Annotated in this window: 16 protein-coding genes; 2 read left to right on the forward strand and 14 right to left on the reverse strand. The window is 40.0% G+C overall.

All coding sequences use genetic code 11. The features are described 5' to 3' along the window. Positions 1 to 10: 10 nt before the first annotated feature. Positions 11 to 886 carry an L-serine ammonia-lyase, iron-sulfur-dependent, subunit alpha gene (gene sdaAA / locus AC6CHS_RS03970; protein WP_106896621.1) on the reverse strand — a complete coding sequence of 292 codons (876 nt, stop codon included), beginning with the start codon at positions 884 to 886 and terminating at the stop codon, positions 11 to 13. A 24-nt stretch (positions 887 to 910) separates the two neighbouring features. Beyond that, complete coding sequence (gene sdaAB, locus AC6CHS_RS03975) at positions 911 to 1,573, reverse strand: L-serine ammonia-lyase, iron-sulfur-dependent subunit beta (RefSeq protein WP_106896620.1); 663 nt, start codon at positions 1,571 to 1,573, stop codon at positions 911 to 913. Between the two features lie 189 nt (positions 1,574 to 1,762). Between sdaAB and AC6CHS_RS03980 the strand changes: the two genes are divergently transcribed. Further along, a complete protein-coding gene (locus tag AC6CHS_RS03980; RefSeq protein ID WP_498234253.1) occupies positions 1,763 to 3,046 on the forward strand; it encodes an NCS2 family permease in 1,284 nt (427 codons plus the stop codon). A gap of 285 nt (positions 3,047 to 3,331) precedes the next feature. Here the strand turns inward: AC6CHS_RS03980 and AC6CHS_RS03985 are convergent, their stop codons facing one another. Together AC6CHS_RS03985 and AC6CHS_RS03990 are read right to left on the reverse strand one after the other, a co-directional pair. Then, positions 3,332 to 4,984, reverse strand: a complete 1,653-nt coding sequence (locus AC6CHS_RS03985) for a DAK2 domain-containing protein (protein ID WP_498234255.1) — start codon at positions 4,982 to 4,984, stop codon at positions 3,332 to 3,334. Between the two features lie 167 nt (positions 4,985 to 5,151). After that, positions 5,152 to 5,514 carry an Asp23/Gls24 family envelope stress response protein gene (locus AC6CHS_RS03990; RefSeq protein ID WP_036573128.1) on the reverse strand — a complete coding sequence of 121 codons (363 nt, stop codon included), beginning with the start codon at positions 5,512 to 5,514 and terminating at the stop codon, positions 5,152 to 5,154. Between the two features lie 240 nt (positions 5,515 to 5,754). Between AC6CHS_RS03990 and rpmB the strand changes: the two genes are divergently transcribed. Further along, positions 5,755 to 5,943 (forward strand): 50S ribosomal protein L28, encoded by a 189-nt coding sequence (gene rpmB / locus AC6CHS_RS03995; RefSeq protein WP_010649390.1) that lies wholly within the window; start codon positions 5,755 to 5,757, stop codon positions 5,941 to 5,943. A gap of 277 nt (positions 5,944 to 6,220) precedes the next feature. On the opposite strand, the gene spoVM is transcribed toward rpmB, so the two are convergent. The 10 genes from spoVM to coaBC all read right to left on the reverse strand — a co-directional run bounded on the left by spoVM (position 6,221) and on the right by coaBC (position 17,469). Then, complete coding sequence (spoVM, locus tag AC6CHS_RS04000) at positions 6,221 to 6,304, reverse strand: stage V sporulation protein SpoVM (RefSeq protein ID WP_036573131.1); 84 nt, start codon at positions 6,302 to 6,304, stop codon at positions 6,221 to 6,223. A 30-nt stretch (positions 6,305 to 6,334) separates the two neighbouring features. After that, on the reverse strand, positions 6,335 to 6,988 hold the full coding sequence (locus AC6CHS_RS04005) for a thiamine diphosphokinase (RefSeq protein WP_498234257.1): 654 nt from the start codon (positions 6,986 to 6,988) through the stop codon (positions 6,335 to 6,337). A gap of 4 nt (positions 6,989 to 6,992) precedes the next feature. Further along, the gene (rpe, locus tag AC6CHS_RS04010) at positions 6,993 to 7,649 is read right to left on the reverse strand and encodes a ribulose-phosphate 3-epimerase (protein WP_498234259.1); all 657 of its coding nucleotides are present in this window, start codon (positions 7,647 to 7,649) and stop codon (positions 6,993 to 6,995) included. A gap of 1 nt (position 7,650) precedes the next feature. Continuing rightward, entirely contained in the window at positions 7,651 to 8,535 is an 885-nt protein-coding gene (rsgA, locus tag AC6CHS_RS04015; protein WP_498234260.1) for a ribosome small subunit-dependent GTPase A, read from the reverse strand. Continuing rightward, on the reverse strand, positions 8,536 to 10,566 hold the full coding sequence (gene pknB, locus AC6CHS_RS04020; RefSeq protein WP_498234262.1) for a Stk1 family PASTA domain-containing Ser/Thr kinase: 2,031 nt from the start codon (positions 10,564 to 10,566) through the stop codon (positions 8,536 to 8,538). Beyond that, positions 10,566 to 11,321, reverse strand: a complete 756-nt coding sequence (locus tag AC6CHS_RS04025) for a Stp1/IreP family PP2C-type Ser/Thr phosphatase (RefSeq protein WP_498234263.1) — start codon at positions 11,319 to 11,321, stop codon at positions 10,566 to 10,568. Before AC6CHS_RS04025 ends, pknB begins: the two co-directional genes overlap by 1 nt. Positions 11,322 to 11,499: 178 nt before the next feature. Continuing rightward, complete coding sequence (rsmB, locus tag AC6CHS_RS04030; RefSeq protein WP_498234264.1) at positions 11,500 to 12,846, reverse strand: 16S rRNA (cytosine(967)-C(5))-methyltransferase RsmB; 1,347 nt, start codon at positions 12,844 to 12,846, stop codon at positions 11,500 to 11,502. Beyond that, positions 12,847 to 13,785, reverse strand: a complete 939-nt coding sequence (gene fmt / locus AC6CHS_RS04035) for a methionyl-tRNA formyltransferase (RefSeq protein ID WP_498234265.1) — start codon at positions 13,783 to 13,785, stop codon at positions 12,847 to 12,849. Between the two features lie 64 nt (positions 13,786 to 13,849). After that, positions 13,850 to 16,258: a primosomal protein N' gene (priA, locus tag AC6CHS_RS04040; protein WP_498234266.1), complete on the reverse strand. Its 2,409-nt coding sequence runs from the start codon at positions 16,256 to 16,258 to the stop codon at positions 13,850 to 13,852. Next, positions 16,255 to 17,469 (reverse strand): bifunctional phosphopantothenoylcysteine decarboxylase/phosphopantothenate--cysteine ligase CoaBC, encoded by a 1,215-nt coding sequence (coaBC, locus tag AC6CHS_RS04045; protein WP_498234268.1) that lies wholly within the window; start codon positions 17,467 to 17,469, stop codon positions 16,255 to 16,257. Before coaBC ends, priA begins: the two co-directional genes overlap by 4 nt. Between the last annotated feature and the right edge of the window lie 18 nt (positions 17,470 to 17,487).

The following is a 17,487-nucleotide window of genomic DNA, read 5'->3' on the forward strand; positions in this document are numbered from 1 at the left end:
CTAACACTTCCTATACAGACATACCAAATATTTTTTCTTTTAATAACCGGCCAGTCGGCGTATCCGCTAACCCGCCTTCCCCTGTTTCTCTTAAACTAGAAGGCATTTGCTTTCCAATTCGGTACATGGCACCTATTACTTCATCACACGGAATACGACTTGTTACACCGGCTAAGGCCATATCCGCCGAAACAATTGCCAAGGAGGAGCCTGCAGCATTACGTTTAACACAAGGAACCTCAACCAATCCTGCAACAGGATCACAAACCAAGCCCAACATATTTTTCAGCGTCATTGCAAAAGCATCAGAAGATTGCTGTGGAGTACCGCCAGCCATTTCAACTATAGCTGCTGCTGCCATCGCGCCAGCAGATCCCACCTCTGCTTGGCATCCTCCTGCAGCTCCTGAAATAAAAGCGTTATTTGCAACTACAAAGCCAAATGCCCCTGCTGTAAATAGAAAGCGAATCATTTGTTCGCGAGTCGGGTTTAGCTGCTCTTTTACAGCAAAAAGCGCGCCTGGTACACAGCCCGCACTACCTGCAGTCGGTGTAGCGCAAATTGTACCCATGGCTGCATTTACTTCATTTGTGCCCATCGCTTTACTTACTGCATCAAGCATTAAATTTCCTGAAAGCGGATTTTTTTCTTTCATATACTTTTGAATTAAGACCGCATCCCCGCCTGTAAGGCCCGTAACCGACTGAACCCCTTGCAACGCATCCTCAATCGCCTTTTCCATTACCTGAAGATTTCTTTCCATTTCTTCATATATTTCTTCACGGGATTTATTTTTCACGTCCATTTCCTGTCTTATCATGACTTCGGACAATTGTATTTCTTCCGTTTCAGCTATCTCCACTAATTCCTTTACTGTTCGAAACACGTGGATCCCTCCTTCTCGACAGAACTAGCTGTCAATTTTTGCTATTCTTACTATATGATCAGCGCTTTCTAATTCCTTCAGAACGGCATCCTCCACATTTTGGTCTACTTCAATTACCATTAATGCTTCCTTACCCACATCTTTCCGGTTAACTTCCATATGCCCAATATTTATTTCGTATTTAGCTAATATCCTTGTAACAGAGGCTATGGCACCAAATCGATCATTATGCATAATCAAGATAGCTGGATGATTTCCTGATAGCCTCAAATCAAACCCATTTAGCTCCGTAATCTCCACTTTACCTCCACCAATTGATATACCGACAAGTTCAAGTGATCCAGATGCATTCCCAATAATTAATCTAGCTGTATTGGGATGACTAACTGCAGCACTATCTTCGATGAATTCAACAGTTATATTCCGTTCCTTCGCTGTTTCTAGTGATTTACTAATCCTTTTATCGTCGGCTTCATAGCCAAGTAATCCGCCTACAAGCGCAAAGTCTGTGCCGTGACCCTTATAAGTCTTGGCAAAAGACTCATAGAGATGTATTTTTGCCCATGTTGGCTCTTGACCAAATAGGTTTCGGGCAGCTTTCCCAATGCGAGCTGCACCTGCTGTATGTGAACTAGACGGCCCAATCATCACCGGACCAATAATATCAAAGACTGAATTATATTTCATTATCTCACCGCCATTTTAACGTATAGGTTATCGTTCTATTGTAAATTATAACAAAAAAGTGTAGAATAATCATTTGTGGATTACAGGCAAAGTACGACAGAGTAATTGGTTGAAGGGAACTTCAGCAGGTACTCATCTTCCTTGCCATAATCGGGTGGGAGAGGGATGTAAGTACGATGAGGAGATATCATGGCTTTTTCGAATGAAAGACCAGATAAAAAAGGGAAACTTAATCTTCGTACAGAAATTGTTGCTGGGTTAATTGGATATTTAACCACGGTATATATTGTCGTAGTAAATGGCTCCATTCTAAATGAGGCTGGAGTTTCTCTGGAAGCTGGTATGATTGCCACTATTCTCGTTAGTTTTTTAGGAACCATGTTAATGGGACTGTATGCAGGTGTTCCTTTGATCCTGATACCAGGAATGGGAATTAATGCTTTATTTGCCTACTCTATTGTCGAAGGAACCAACCTTACATTTGAAGAAGGATTAGCTGTTGTGCTTGTTGCTGGCTTGTTATTTCTGCTTACAGCTTTCAGCCGAATGGGAATACTTCTCAAAGAAGCAATACCAGATTCCTTAAAGCATGGCATCACTGTTGGGCTTGGTTTTTTCTTAATTCTAATTGGCTTAGAGAAAAGTGGACTTGTGGTCAATGGTCAAAACACTATTCTAGCGTTTGGCGATTTCACCTCACCAACAGTTCTTGTTAGTTTGCTTACGTTATTTCTGGCTATTTTTCTTTTCGTCCGAAATGTACCTGCAAACTTTCTTGTAACTATGATTGCTGGCACTATCCTCGCTTCACTTTTTGGAGTCTTGGAAAATGGAAGCAATGCGCTTCATGTGGATCCGAAAGAAGTTATTTTCTTACCATCCTTTTCAGCAATCGGGGATATGAGTTTCTGGCTGGCAGTTTTTCCTTTAGCAATCATTCTCATATTTGAAAATATGGGATTACTAAACGGGCAGCTACAAATGCTTGATAAGGAAAAGGCATACGACAAAGCATACAAGGCAACAGCCTTCTCTACGGTAGCTTCTGCTTTTCTAGGGACTTCACCAACAGTTTCGGCTGCTGAAAATGCAGCTGTCATTGCTTCGAAGGGAAGAGCAGGAATAGCAGCAATAACAGCAGGTCTGTTGTTTTTGGCAACATTGTTCTTAATTCCTTTTATCACAATGATACCAAATTCTGCTTTAAGCCCGATTTTAATTATTGTCGGTTTTCTAATGGTACAAAACATTCGACACATACGTGTAAGTGATTTGTCCGAAAGCCTCCCAGCACTACTTATTGTAGCGATGATTCCGTTCTCCTACAGCATAGCAGATGGTATGGCTTTTGGTTTTATCGCATATCCTATTGTAAAAATAGCGACTGGCAAACCAAAAGAACTTTCGATTCCTTTAATTATTATAGCAGCTCTATTCCTGTTTGACTTCGTCATGAAAATTATGGGGATATAAAGTGAAACTTCAATCAGTGGGGGGTTTTCGTTCTCCCCCCACTGATTGTTAGTTGAACGAATCGGGGTGTTAGCGTCCGTTTACTCCCACTTAAACATCACGTTTTCACTTAATGTTTTGAAGTGGGAGTCTTACGGACGATTACACCGGGATAAACAAGATATTTTTCATAGCTGTGGCATTTATAATTAAAATTGTGATGTGTTTTATTTTTGTTCATAAAACATTTCAACTAAAAAAATCGCTCAAATTCCGTTTGGAAGAGGAGCGATTTTTTTATATTATTTATTCGACTGAGAAAATGTAAGAGTATATTGGTTGGTTACCTTTGTGTACTTCAATCTCAATGTCTTCATATTTTTCTTCCACATAACTTGTCAGTTCTTCTACGTCCTGACCTGCCACATCTTCACCTTGTAGAATGGTGAGAATTTCGTCGTCTTCTGAGATCATTTCCTCTAAAAGTAATTTCACTGCTTCCGTTTTATCTTTATGTGTAGCTTTAATTTTACCATCAAGAATACCCATGAAGTTGCCATTCTCGATCGTGATACCATCTATTTGCGTATCGCGAACTGCATAGGTAACCTGTCCTGTTTTTACATGGCTTCTAGCTTCATCCATTGCCTCTTTATTCCCATCAATATCCGATTCAGGATGAAATGCAAGCATTGCACTGATCCCCTGCGGAATTGTTTTGGTTGGGACAACACGAACATCCACGTCAGCTAGTTCAGCAGCCTGATCTGCTGCCATTAAGATGTTTTTATTATTTGGAAGGACAAGCACATTTTTAGCGTTTGTTTCCTTAATAGCGTTTGCTATGTCCTGTGTGCTTGGATTCATAGTTTGTCCGCCTTCAATTACAACGGTTGCGCCTAAACTTTCAAGTAGCGTCTTTATTCCTTCGCCCATTGCAACTGTTACAATTCCATACTCTGTTAGTTTCTTCTCTCTAGGCTCGGAGGTCTTGTTTCCAACAATTGCTGTGTGTTGCTCTCTCATGTTTTCGATTTTCATATTAATTAAGCTACCATACCGCTGACCAAGCGTCATACATGTACCTGGATATTCCGCATGGATATGCACTTTTACGATTTCATCATCGGAAACAACAAGGAGTGAATCTCCATGCTTACTTAGCTCATTACGGAAATCCTCTTCATTAAATGGTTGTTTTTCATCTTCAAATTTAACCATAAATTCTGTACAGTAACCAAATTCAATATCAGATGTATCCATAAAGTCCTGCGTGATCTTATGGTGCTCTGCATTAACCATATCGTCCATTTCAATTTCAGTAATATGCTCAGGCAGCTCCTCACCCTTTAGTACAGAAAGGAAACCTTCATAAACCGTAACCAAGCCCTGTCCACCTGAATCAACAACCCCAACTTCTTTTAAAACAGGCAACAGATCTGGTGTGCGTTTCAAAGAGGCCTTCGCTTCTGTTATAACACTCTCCATTAATTGGATAATATCCTCTTCCTTTTCTGCCACCTTAACAGCTTGTTTTGCTGCATCTTTTGCGACAGTAAGAATAGTACCCTCTACTGGCTTCATTACTGCTTTATAAGCTGTAGAAACCCCAGTATCAAAAGCCTTTGCAAGGTCCTTTGTTGTAACGGTTTCCTTTTTCTCCATTCCTTTGGAAAAACCACGGAATATTTGGGATAGAATAACACCTGAATTACCTCTTGCCCCCATTAACAAGCCTTTTGCAAAAGAATTAGCAACCTCAGAAATGTTTTCACTGTTTTGCTTCTTTACCTCAGCTGCCCCAGAGCTCATTGATAAGTTCATGTTGGTACCAGTATCCCCATCTGGTACTGGAAATACATTTAATGCATCTATCTTTTGTGCATTATTTGATAAATGGTGCGCTCCGGCCAATACCATTTGAGCAAAAGTAATGCCATCCAAATTTTTTATTGCCACTATACTTCCTCCTCTTGAAACAAAAGCGTGAGCGCTAACGAGCGTTCTGACACTTCTATTGCAACATGGAAGGTCAGTAAGTGCTAAAATCTGCTTGAAGCGCTGGCGAAACACAAATCATACGCAATTGTTCGATGCTAGCTTTTCGAATTTTTTAATTTGTTTTTTTAATCTTGTGCAACCCGTACACCTTGTACGAAGATGTTAACAGAATCAATCGCTAAACCAAGTGATTGACTAAGTGTATACTTCACCTGTGATTGTACATTATGCGCTACGACTGAGATTTTTGTTCCATAGCTGACAATAATATACATATCTATATCCAGTCTTTCATTTTCCTGGCGAACTACTACACCTTTAGAAAAGTTCTCTTTTCGAAGTATTTCTGCGATACCATCTCTAATTTGACTTTTAGAGGCCATCCCAACAATTCCGTAACACTCTATTGCAGCGCCACCGGCGATTGTAGAAATAACTTCATTTGTTATGGTTACATGACCATCATTTGTATTAAGCTCTATGGACATAACATAATCCTCCTTTAATACCTGCACAATTATATAAGCATATTCTACTACATGCCGAATCATTTTAAAAGCAGAGTTCATAATATGTAAAAATGTCCTCTATAACAATGGACGAATTACGCTAATCTGTCAAGTGATTATTCTTTATATAAATGTAAAACAATAATTGCATTCTCTCGTGACTTATGGTAAATTGTATAAGTATGAAATGACACATGTAAACAGTAAGGAGGGATTTGCATGGCTAGAAAATGTGTTGTAACTGGACGCCAGACACGCAGTGGAAACCAACGTTCTCACGCTATGAATTCCAACAAGCGAAATTGGAAAGCTAATGTACAAAAAGTACGTATCATGGTAGACGGAAAACCTAAAAAAGTTTACGTATCTGCACGCGCACTTAAATCAGGTAAAGTAGAGCGCGTATAACTTACGTGTCATACAGAACTGGAATTGTACGATAGAAAAAACACCCTATTAACAGGGTGTTTTTTTATTGCTATAATACTAGTTTTCTGTAGATGACAGCATGTCCTTGCAAATACATCCAACAAGAATCAAAGCATAAAGGGTACACTTAGTGCTTTGAGCCATTTGTCTAAAACATCCAGTACCTTTTTTACAGTAGTAAACAGACTATTTTCATGGTTTACTAGCGTGCAAAAAAATCAGCTTCTGTCAATCTACTGACAAAAGCTAAAATGTTTTACTTATCCTTTTTGAACACACCAATAACCACTTTGACAAAACCACCGATAAATCTTGGGAGCTTAATAGTATAAAATTTCATGAGTTCGCCCTCCTCTTCTACATGCACAGCTTACCTTTGAATCGTATCACGACTCTTTATTAGTAATAGTATGCCTTCTGTAAAAGAAAAAGTACCAATATTTCTAATAAGTCTGTTTGAAATACATAGGGTGGACCCCCATGCTACCGTTTTATCTGATAAGGGATAATAGAAGCCATTTAACGTCAACCCTTTAATTGTTGGAGAGAAAGGGATAAACGAAATATTAGCGTATAACGCACTGTCTTCTACGGTATATTTGCCAGGTTTATATAATTCCACCAAATTGGATTGATCGACAATCATGCCATGCACGCCACTTTCAGTAATGGTATGCAGTAACTGGATGTTAATCATCTCATGATCCAGACGGCCTCCTGTCACTCCGAAAAGATAGAGATGTTCAGGAAGCTTTTCCAACGCCTTGAGAAGTGCAATTTCTAGGTCTGTTTCATCCTTCTCCGCCGGATATTCCTCAAATTGCTTCGCATGTAGTCGGACATGCTCTTTTTCGGCTACTGTAATAGAATCAAAATCTCCGACCGCTAGATCTATCGGAATATTATGTTCCAGTAAAGCCAAAGCGCCTCTATCAGCGGCAATCCAAAAATCAATTTCTTCCTTGAATGGCGCGAAATCCGGATAATTCTGAGGTCCATTCCCAATAATTCCAATTGCTGTCATTCTCTTATCCCTTCACGGCATCTTTAATTTCTAAGATGGCTTCATGTCGATTAGTAGGATTAAAAACTGCACTGCCAGCAACCAACACATCAGCTCCGACATCTGTACATTGTTTTGCTGTGATGGCATTAATCCCACCATCCACCTCTATTTCAAACGATAGGTTATGTGTTTTTCTAAAATCGGCTACCTGTTTAATTCGCTCAACGGTAGACGAAATAAAGGACTGGCCACCAAACCCAGGGTTAACTGACATAAGTAAAACCAGGTCTACTTCTGGCAAAATCGGATAAAGCATTTCGACAGGCGTAGCAGGATTTATCACTACACCTGCTTTTACACCATTGTCTTTAATGAGTTGGATAGAACGGTGTAAGTGTTGACTTGCCTCTTGGTGGATTGTAATGATATCCGCGCCAGCATTAGCAAATGCTGGTATATAGCTGTCTGGATTCTCTATCATAAGATGGACATCAAGCGGGAGGGATGTCACGGGTCTTATAGCCTCTACAATTAGTGGGCCAATAGTAATATTTGGAACATAATGGCCATCCATCACATCCACATGAATATAATCCGCTCCTCCATTTTCTACTTCTTTTATCTCTTCTCCCAGTTTGGCAAAATCAGCTGAGAGGATTGATGGTGCAATCTTTACCATACTAATACCTCGGCTTTCTCGATTGAATTTCTTCTAAAAAAGTAAGATAATGCTCGTACCGATACGAGCTAACTTCCCCGTTTTCCACACCGTCTTTTACCGCGCATCTTGGCTCCTTATGATGCATGCAACCACGGAACTTACATGAACCTTTCCTTGAGCGCATTTCGGGAAAACAGTCACTAAGGTCCTCTGCCTCAATTTCCTGAAAATCAAGTGCACTAAATCCTGGCGTGTCAGCTACCAGTCCATTGTTCACCTGAACCAGTTCTACATGCCTTGTCGTATGCTTGCCCCTACCAAGGCTCTCGGATATCGCAGCGGTTTTTAATAGCAACGAGGGTTTTAGTGCATTGAGAATAGATGACTTTCCTACACCTGATTGTCCAGCAAACACTGTGACACCTTCAGAAAAATAGTCTTTAAGCGGTAACACTCCGCCGCTCGCCTTGGAGGAAACTAGTTCTACCTTATAACCAATTCTTTCATAGTCATTCCGATAACCTTCGATTGTCTTCTGTTTTTCAGGTGAAATCAAATCCATTTTTGAAATAAAGATAATTGGCTCTATATGCTTTGCCTCTATTAACACAAGAAATCGGTCCAAAAGGGTAGTGCTAAAATCAGGTTGAATGGCAGAATTTACAATAATAGCCTGATCAATATTCGCTATAGGTGGTCTGACTAATTCGTTTTCTCTTGGTTTGATCTCAATGATATAACCTTCATCAGGTGAATCGGCTTCAAATTCTACAAAGTCCCCAACCAGAGGGGTGATTTTCCTTTTTCGAAAAACCCCCCTGCCGCGACACTGTATTACTTCGCCATTTTCTACTTTCACATAATAGAAACCACTTAAGGCTTTAATAATTCTTCCTTCTGACATTTAGTCACCTTCTTCATACGAAACCGTTTTATTTGTAACCACTTCATCGTCCCGTTTTATTAAGTATTCTGCTTCATCATCAGGAGCAATGACCAGTGTAAACGTAAATTCCTGATCAGCTGTAATAGTTTCTTCTTTGTACACTTCTGACAAGTCGTTTTCCATGTCATCAATATAAATTTGTACCGTTTGCTCTACTGGTTCTTCCCCTTCTTCCTGCTCTGCTTCCACGCTATACGGAACTGTAAACGTTATACGATGGGTAACTGGGGGCTTCTCTACAGGTCCAGTGGAAATATATACATTTACCGTAGAACCCGGCTCTACTTCAGAGTTTGCCGAAGGATCCTGTCGAATAACTTCCCCTTCAGGTATGTCTTCGGAGTTCTCTTCAACTTTATTCATTTTTAGATTATTTTCCTCTAAATAAGCACTCGCTTCTCCTTCTGTCATACCAGATAAATTGCTAATCTCTACCAATTCTGGTCCATCACTAACCTCAAAGATAACCTTTGTTTCTCCAGGTACTACCTCACTATCTGGAGCTGGTTGTATTTGCGTAATGATCTCTCCAACAGGACGGTCGGAATGTTTCTCATAAGAGATAACCTCACTGTAATCATCTTCTAGCATTCGTTTCACCTGACTGTAGTCTCTACCTACATAGTCCTCAAAAACTTCTTTCTCTTTCCCTTCACTTACTAGAATCGTAACCGTAGACTCTTCCTTTACCGTTCTATTCGCTTTTGGCTCTGTTTCAATAACAAAGCCTTCATCCACATCTTCGGAAGTTGTGTATTCTCGCTTCGTAGTCAAATTTGCCTTTTCAAGTTCATCTACAGCCTCTTCATACTCCAAACCTGCAACATCCGGAACTTTTACATCTGCAGGCTGTAGCCATCCAGGAATAAGAAAGAGTGCAGCCACTCCAGCTACCATTAAGAAAAATAGGACAAGTAAAATGATAAACCATTTTTTCTTTTTCTTCGGTTTGTCTTTTTTATTCTTTTTTCCTTTTTTCTTTTTATCAGGTTTATTAGTAGTCTCAGCTTTATCTTCTGCAGCATAATTTTTTGTCATATTATTTGTTTGGTGGACAATAGTATCTTGACTTGAGTCATGTAGCTGATTATCCGTTATAATCGGGATAGCCTTCGTCTCTTCCCCTGCTTCTACAGGTGGCTTATATATCGCTTCATTTAATTTACTTGGATGTAACGCTGTTTCAAGTGCTTCTTCCATTTCATAGACTGTGTCATAACGATGAAAAGGATCCTTTGCGGTTGCCTTCAATACGATATTTTCCACGCTTTGCGGTACGTCTTGGTTAAACCTTCGAACAGATGGCGTATCGCTTTGTAAGTGTTTTAAGGCAATAGAAACAGGAGATTGGCCTGAGAAAGGAAGCCTACCTGTAAGCAACTCAAATAAAACAATACCAATAGAGTAAATATCTGATTTCTTTGTTGCCATTCCTCCTCTTGCCTGCTCTGGTGAAAGATAATGTACAGAACCGAGAATAGAATTTGTTTGTGTGAGTGATGTAGCACTTAAAGCAATGGCAATTCCAAAATCAGTTACTTTTACTTGTCCATATGTATCAATAAGTATATTTTGAGGCTTTATATCTCGATGCACAATATCATTGGCATGAGCATGGGCGATTGCTGCAGTAATTTGCTTCAAAATATCTAATGCTTCCTGAACAGCAAGTGGCCCATATCGCTGCACATACTCCTTTAAAGTCATTCCGTCTACATATTCCATCACCATATAAAGAATATCGTCCTCTTCCCCAACGTCAAAAATATTGACGATATTCGGATGGGATAGACTTGTTGCTGACTGTGCTTCTCGATCAAAACGTGCAATAAATTCCTGGTCGTTTACGTATTCCATTCGGAGCACTTTAATGGCCACGTCACGTTCAAGAATTTTATCTCTTGCTAAATAAACGTTTGCCATACCGCCACCACCGATAGTGTCGATTATTTCATAACGTTCATTTAATAAATGTCCTCTTCTTAACATTAACGATCACCATCTTTCTCAGGTGAATCGTACATTACAACAATGACGGAGATATTGTCTTCTCCACCTCTGGCGTTCGCTAAACGGATCATTTCATTCTCTATTTGTTCGATATCATCCTCAGCGAGAATATATCGATGTAGCTCTTCGTCTGTGACCTTATTAGATAATCCATCTGAACACAAAAGGAGTCTATTCCCCACTTCCCATCCTAGTGAAATAATCTCTGGGATGACAGACTGCTCCGTACCTAAAGCTTTTAGTAGAACATTTTTTCTCGGATGCTGTTCGGCATCATCCTTAGAAATTTGTCCAGAACGCACAAGTTCATTAACAAGAGAATGATCCACCGTTATTTGCTTGAACCCACCCTCACTAAGCATGTAGCATCGACTATCCCCAATATTTGAAACGGTGATGAAATCCGCCGTGCATATGGCTACCACAAAAGTAGTACCCATGCCTTGACACTCTTCCTTGGTAAGAGAGTGTTCATATACCTTTTTATTAATCTTCTCAACAGCTGACCGAAGCCAACTTTCGGCTGCTTCAGGGTTGTCCAGTTGTTCAGATTCCAGCCACTCGGTCTCCATTAAAGATGTGGCCATCCGACTGGCAACATCGCCTGCCTGGTGACCGCCCATCCCATCAGCTATGACTGCAAGCAACTGATCATGCTTATTATAAAACACGCCGCCTGCATCCTCATTATGGCTTCTGACCAGTCCCTGATCTGTCATAAATTGACCTTTCATTATTTCACCCCTCCATCATTCACGGATCAGTATTTATAACAAGTATTACACAAATAAGTGTAAAAAAGAACAATTTTTATAATCAAGTCACGTATTATATATTTCTGTTATCGTTGGAGCGATTATCTTAGATTCTCTACAAACCATTATTTCTATAATTTTATAAAATACTCATTGATTAAATTCGCTTGATCCGTGTCAAAAAGAAGCCATCCGTATCTTCATCCTGCGGGAATAATTGTAGTCCATAGGGTGTAATCCCTCTTGCTCCACTTAAACTTTCAGGAAGTTCCTCAAAGAAGGTTTTATCTACTGTATAAGAAGTGTTATTAGCGAGAAATGACTTCACCACCCCTTCATTCTCTGCTGCATCTACAGTACATGTACTATAAATTAACAAACCATCTTTTTTAAGAAGGGGCGCAGTGCTTTCTAATATATCAAGCTGAATATCAGCTAATCGTTTTATATCTTCTTCTTGCTTATGATATTTTATTTCTGGCTTTCCTCGCATTACTCCTAGGCCTGAGCATGGTGCATCAACAAGAATGCGATCAAAGCTTTCAAGTTCATGTGTTTCTTGCAAGCTTCTGGCATCTTGAGCAGATGCATGGATAATCGATAAACCTAGGTCTGATGCTTTGTACTCTATCCTTTTCGCTTTCTTTTTGTGCAGATCATAAGCATCTATGCGCCCCTTGTTCAGCATTTTTTCCGCAATATGGGTCGCTTTTCCTCCTGGAGCACTGCAAGCATCTAAGACCTGCATTCCGGGTTGTGCTTGTAATAATTCTCCAACAAGCATGGAACTTTGATCCTGGATGGTAATCTCTCCGTCTTTAAATAAAGTGGACCTTAAAATATTTCCTTTTTCCACGATTATTCCTTGTGAAGATAATGTAGAAGGGCTAACCTCGTAGCCTTCCTGTCTTAGCCTATCCATTGCTTCACTTCTTGTAATCTTCAAGGGCTGAATTCTTATGGCAGTATGCTTTCTAGTTACATTTGTCTTACACATCTCTTCCACCGTTTCATAACCATAGGTAGATACCCAACGACTAACCAACCATTCTGGGTGACTTGTTTCTATAGAAAGACGTTTTACATCGTCTTTTATTAAAAAAGTAGAAGGGACTCCCTTACGCTGTATTGTTCTTAAAACACCATTAACCAATGAAGCAATCCCTTTATGCCCACGCCGTTTAGCCAGTTCAACTGCTTCATGAATGATAGCATGGTCAGGGATCTTGTCTAAGTAAACCATCTGATAAACAGACATCCGCAGAAGCATACGTACCCATAGATCTAACTTTTTTTGTTGGTCAATAAAATTCTCTAGATAATAATCAAGCGTTAATTTATATTGCATCGTACCATACACAATTTCAGTTAGGAGTCCTTCATCTTTAGCTTGGATTTTTTGCTTCCTTAATTCATTGTCAATTAACAAATGACTAAAGCCATTGTCCTTTTCAATACGGATTAATATATCGAGAACTGTATCTCTTAGTAGATAATTATTCATTTAACCACCCAATACTGTGCCTGTTTTTATTCGATCGGCGGATCCTTGTAAATATTCTTTAACCGACATCCTTTTTTTTCCTGCTGGTTGCATGTCTGTTATCTTAATCGCTTTTCCGTCTCCACATACAACAAGGAACCCATCTTCTGTTTTCTCTACAATTTCTCCTGGACTGCCATCATATCGTTCGTCCTGTATTTCTCCCCACCAGACTTTCATATTTGAACCTTGATAGGTTGTAAATGCTACAGGCCAAGGATTAAGCCCCCGGATATGATTGTAAATCTCCAAGCTGCTCTTATGCCAATCAATTTTTTCCTGTTCACGCTTGATATTCCCAGCAAAAGTTGCTTTTGCATCATCTTGCTTCACAGGATTGATATCACCATTAAAAAGACGTGGTAAGGTGTCCATCAATAACGTAGTTCCCACTTCAGAGAGCTTATCGTGCAAAGTACCGACATGATCCTTATCATCTATAGGTACAGATTGTTGGGTTAATATATCCCCAGCATCGAGCTTTTCCACCATATACATGATCGTGATACCTGTCTCTTTCTTACCTTGCATTATTGCATAATGTATTGGAGCGCCTCCTCTTAACTCAGGTAGCAAAGATGCGTGGACATTTATGCAACCAAACTCCGGACCCTCTAGCAGAGCGTTTGGCAATAGTTGGCCATATGCTGCTGTAACAATTAGATCAGGCTGATAAGCTAAAATTTCTTCATAGCTATTTCTTAGTTTCTCTGGCTGGTAAACGGGAATACCATGTTTTTCTGCTTCGACTTTGACTGGTGGGGGGGTTATAACTCGCTTCCTCCCCTTCGGTCTGTCTGGTTGAGTTACGGCAAGAACTACCTCATACTCTGATTTCACAAGGTTATGTAAGATGGGAACGGAAAAATCCGGTGTTCCCATAAATACGATTCGTTTCATTTAGTTGCCTTCTTTCTATACGTAATATGTTAAACATTTCATTTCTGCTTATATTAGATACGTTTTACATTAGGTGGTGTGGTTGCATGTCCACTGTAATAAGTAGTTCCCCTTTTTGGGTTTCCTCTCTAAAATGATCCATAATACTTGAAGTGATTTCCCGCAGATGTGGTTCATTTTTGTATTTTATCATGCATTGGTACCTATATCTATCTTTTATCCGTGGGATTGGAGATGGAGAAGGACCTAGCACTACCGTATTGTTTCTAACATTGTGAAGTAATTGCTTTACAATGTGGTTTGTCGTTTGTGCTGCCGAGACTTTATTTGGATGTGAGACTGTTATGAGAGCCAAAAAGAAATATGGTGGATATTGAAACGTCCTTCTTGTAGCCATCTCCTTCTTATAGAATCCATCGAAGTCATATTGACTTGCAAGCTCAATACTATAGTGATCTGGTGTATATGTCTGAACAATGACTTCACCTGTAAGTTCGTGCCTGCCTGCTCTACCACTTACCTGTGTCAATAACTGAAAGGTTTTCTCTGACGACCTAAAATCTGGTAAATGCAACATAGAATCTGCTGTAAGAACTCCTACAAGTGTCACATTTTCAAAATCAAGTCCCTTAGCTATCATTTGGGTCCCAAGTAAAATGCTAGCTTCTTTATTGGCAAATTTCCGCAGAAGTTTTTCATGCGATCCTTTTCTCCTCGTGGTATCGACATCCATTCGGATTATCCCTGCCTCAGGAAGCAGCTTCGTTAACGCTTCCTCTACTCGTTGTGTTCCGGTTCCAAAATAACGAATTAAATCACTCTCACATTCCGGGCATATAGTAGGCATTGGTTCTTCATACGAACAATAATGGCATTTTAAATGATTCGTATTTTTGTGGTAGGTTAATGCAATATCACAGTGCGGACACTCTTTAACATGACCACAGTCCCGGCACATTACAAAGGTGGAATAGCCCCGCCTGTTAAGAAGTAAAACGATTTGCTCTCCTTTTTCGAGGCATCGCTCTATTTTTTCCATTAATACACGGGAAAACATCGTTCGGTTGCCAGCATGCAGTTCTGCTCGCATATCAACAATATCAACTTTTGGCATGTCCTTTTCATTCGTTCTTTTAGATAAGGTGGCAAGCTGGTACACGCCTTTTTCTGCTCTGGCAAAGGTTTCCAATGTTGGGGTAGCACTCCCTAAAACAACTGGACATTGATGGGTCTTCCCGCGCTCAATAGCAACATCTCTCGCATGATACCTAGGTTGATCCTCTTGTTTGTATGTTCCTTCATGTTCTTCATCAATAATAATAATTCCAATATTTTCAAAAGGAGCAAAAATGGCAGACCTTGCACCAACCACAACTTGCACTTCTTTTTGGTGAATGCGTCGCCACTCATCATATTTTTCACCCGCTGATAGTGCGCTATGCATGACGGCAACCTTTGAGCCAAAACGCCCCTTAAATCGATTAACCATTTGTGGTGTTAAAGCTATTTCTGGAACAAGGACAATAGCCTCTTGCCCCTTGTGAATAACATCCTGAATTGCTTGGAGATATACCTCCGTTTTTCCACTCCCTGTTACACCGTGCAGTAGAAAAACCTCATGTTCGTTATTTGCAATTTTCTCCTTCATCGGTGCAATTGCCTGTTCTTGTTCCTCTGTTAACTCCAATGCCGTCGTTTTACTAAATTGCTGTTGTTGATGTGGATCTCGGTAAACCTCAACCTGATTGGTCTCAAGTAATGCTTTATCTACAAGAGTTTTAATCGTACTGGAAGTTGTTTGATATTTTTTTAACAACAGTTTCTTTTCCACCGGTTCAGGTTTTTCAATAAAATAGGCGAGTAGCTCGCGCTGTTTGACAGCATGCTTTGAAAGATCCTGAAAAGCTTCTTCCATTAAATGAGGTTCCTTTGCAGGTTGTACCATTGTGACATACTTTTTTGTTATTTTTGAATGAACCAAGTATTTTATTACAATATCTCCATCCTGAACTGCCTTTTGTAATTGATAATAACTAATGGTAGATCCTTCAAACTCCTCATAGCCTATTACATCCCTTCCAGCAAAAAGGTGCTCCATCTCTTCTGAGAGTTGCTCCTCTGTATCCCGGACTAATTCCTTTTTATACTGCGCTTTCAGTACCTGTGGCAGCATTGCTTGTAATGCTGTAATGTAAAAGCTCACGGTATTCTTGGCTACCCATTTACCCAAATCAAGTAATTCTGTAGTCAATACTGGTGTTAAATCAAGAACCTGATCAATCTCACGAAGTTTTTTAAATTCAGATTGCGTTGCTTTTCCAACAACAAAACCCATAATTTTACGAGGACCAAAAGGAACAGTGACCCGCATTCCAACCTGGAGGATATCCAAGTATTTATCCGGGATCAGATAATCAAATGTCTGGTTTATCGAACTGGCAGGGACGTCAACGATTACGTTCGCTATTTTCACATGTCCTCATCCTTCATATCTTTTAAGATAAGTTGAATAATCGTCTTCGCAACCTCTGTTTTGGTAGCTAAACCAATTTCATTCTTATCCTCTTGTTTATTTACATATGTCACCATATTGGTGTCGCCTTCAAAGCCAGCACCCTGTGCTGCAACATTGTTAATGACAATGGCGTCTAAATTTTTAGCACGTAATTTTTGCAATCCATATTTTAGTGGCTCATTTGTCTCTGCAGCAAAACCAACTAGAAACTGCTTGTCTTTTTTATTTCCTAAAGACATAAGGATATCTTGGGTCCGCTCCATTTCAAGTTGTAAATTCCCGCCTTGTTTTTTCATCTTTTCCGTGTAAACGTGCTTTGGTTTGTAATCTGCCACTGCTGCTGCCTTGATCACAATATCACTTTCAGCATAATGTCGGTGCATTTCTTCATACATCTCCGCTGCTGTCACAATATTAACCCGATGAATGTTCTGCTCTTTAAGTTCCTGCTCAGAAGGTCCCGCAATAAGCGTAACCTCTGCTCCTTGCGCTGCTGCTGCCTCTGCCAGAGCAAATCCCATCTTCCCTGATGATCTGTTTGTGAAATAGCGAACTGGGTCTACCTTTTCTCGTGTAGGTCCAGCTGAAATGAGTACTTTTTTTCCTGATAGATCCCCAATCATTTCTTCATGTTGATGTTGAATGATGGTTTCAATGATCGTTTCAGGCTCCTCTAACCGACCTTTCCCTACATACCCACATGCCAAGTAACCGGCTCCAGGCTCAATAAAATGGTAACCCCATGTTTCTAATTGTTGCATGTTTTTTCTAACGGCCGGATGTGCATACATATGTACATTCATCGCAGGTGCAATATAGACTGGTGCCTCACTTGCGAGTAGTATAGTGGAAAGCATGTCATCTGCAATACCATTTGCCAATTTCCCGATAACATTAGCAGTCGCTGGTGCCAATAGAATAAAGTCAGCCCAGTCAGCTAAGTCAATATGGGCTATTTTGCTCGGATCCTTTTCATCAAACGTATCCGTATAGACAGGATTCCTTGAGAGAGCCTGAAACGTTAACGGGGAGACAAATTCAACCGCACTTTTTGTCATAACCACCTTCACAATTGCTCCCTGTTGTGTCAGCTTACTAGTTAGTGCACAGGCTTTGTATGCAGCAATTCCTCCACTAACTCCAAGTAAAATCTTTTTATCCTTCATCATTTGTGATACGCCCCTTCC

It is taken from the genome of Oceanobacillus sp. GQ8, from assembly GCF_059758495.1.

Excerpts from the sequence above, each read along its gene's own strand:
- sdaAB (WP_106896620.1), bottom strand. The coding sequence starts at position 1,573 with ATGAAATATAATTCAGTCTTTGATATTATTGGTCCGGTGATGATTGGG.
- AC6CHS_RS03980 (WP_498234253.1), top strand. The coding sequence starts at position 1,763 with ATGGCTTTTTCGAATGAAAGACCAGATAAAAAAGGGAAACTTAATCTT.
- AC6CHS_RS03990 (WP_036573128.1), bottom strand. The coding sequence starts at position 5,514 with ATGTCCATAGAGCTTAATACAAATGATGGTCATGTAACCATAACAAAT.
- rpmB (WP_010649390.1), top strand. The coding sequence starts at position 5,755 with ATGGCTAGAAAATGTGTTGTAACTGGACGCCAGACACGCAGTGGAAAC.
- spoVM (WP_036573131.1), bottom strand. The coding sequence starts at position 6,304 with ATGAAATTTTATACTATTAAGCTCCCAAGATTTATCGGTGGTTTTGTC.
- AC6CHS_RS04005 (WP_498234257.1), bottom strand. The coding sequence starts at position 6,988 with ATGACAGCAATTGGAATTATTGGGAATGGACCTCAGAATTATCCGGAT.
- rpe (WP_498234259.1), bottom strand. The coding sequence starts at position 7,649 with ATGGTAAAGATTGCACCATCAATCCTCTCAGCTGATTTTGCCAAACTG.
- rsgA (WP_498234260.1), bottom strand. The coding sequence starts at position 8,535 with ATGTCAGAAGGAAGAATTATTAAAGCCTTAAGTGGTTTCTATTATGTG.
- pknB (WP_498234262.1), bottom strand. The coding sequence starts at position 10,566 with ATGTTAAGAAGAGGACATTTATTAAATGAACGTTATGAAATAATCGAC.
- AC6CHS_RS04025 (WP_498234263.1), bottom strand. The coding sequence starts at position 11,321 with ATGAAAGGTCAATTTATGACAGATCAGGGACTGGTCAGAAGCCATAAT.
- rsmB (WP_498234264.1), bottom strand. The coding sequence starts at position 12,846 with ATGAATAATTATCTACTAAGAGATACAGTTCTCGATATATTAATCCGT.
- fmt (WP_498234265.1), bottom strand. The coding sequence starts at position 13,785 with ATGAAACGAATCGTATTTATGGGAACACCGGATTTTTCCGTTCCCATC.
- coaBC (WP_498234268.1), bottom strand. The coding sequence starts at position 17,469 with ATGATGAAGGATAAAAAGATTTTACTTGGAGTTAGTGGAGGAATTGCT.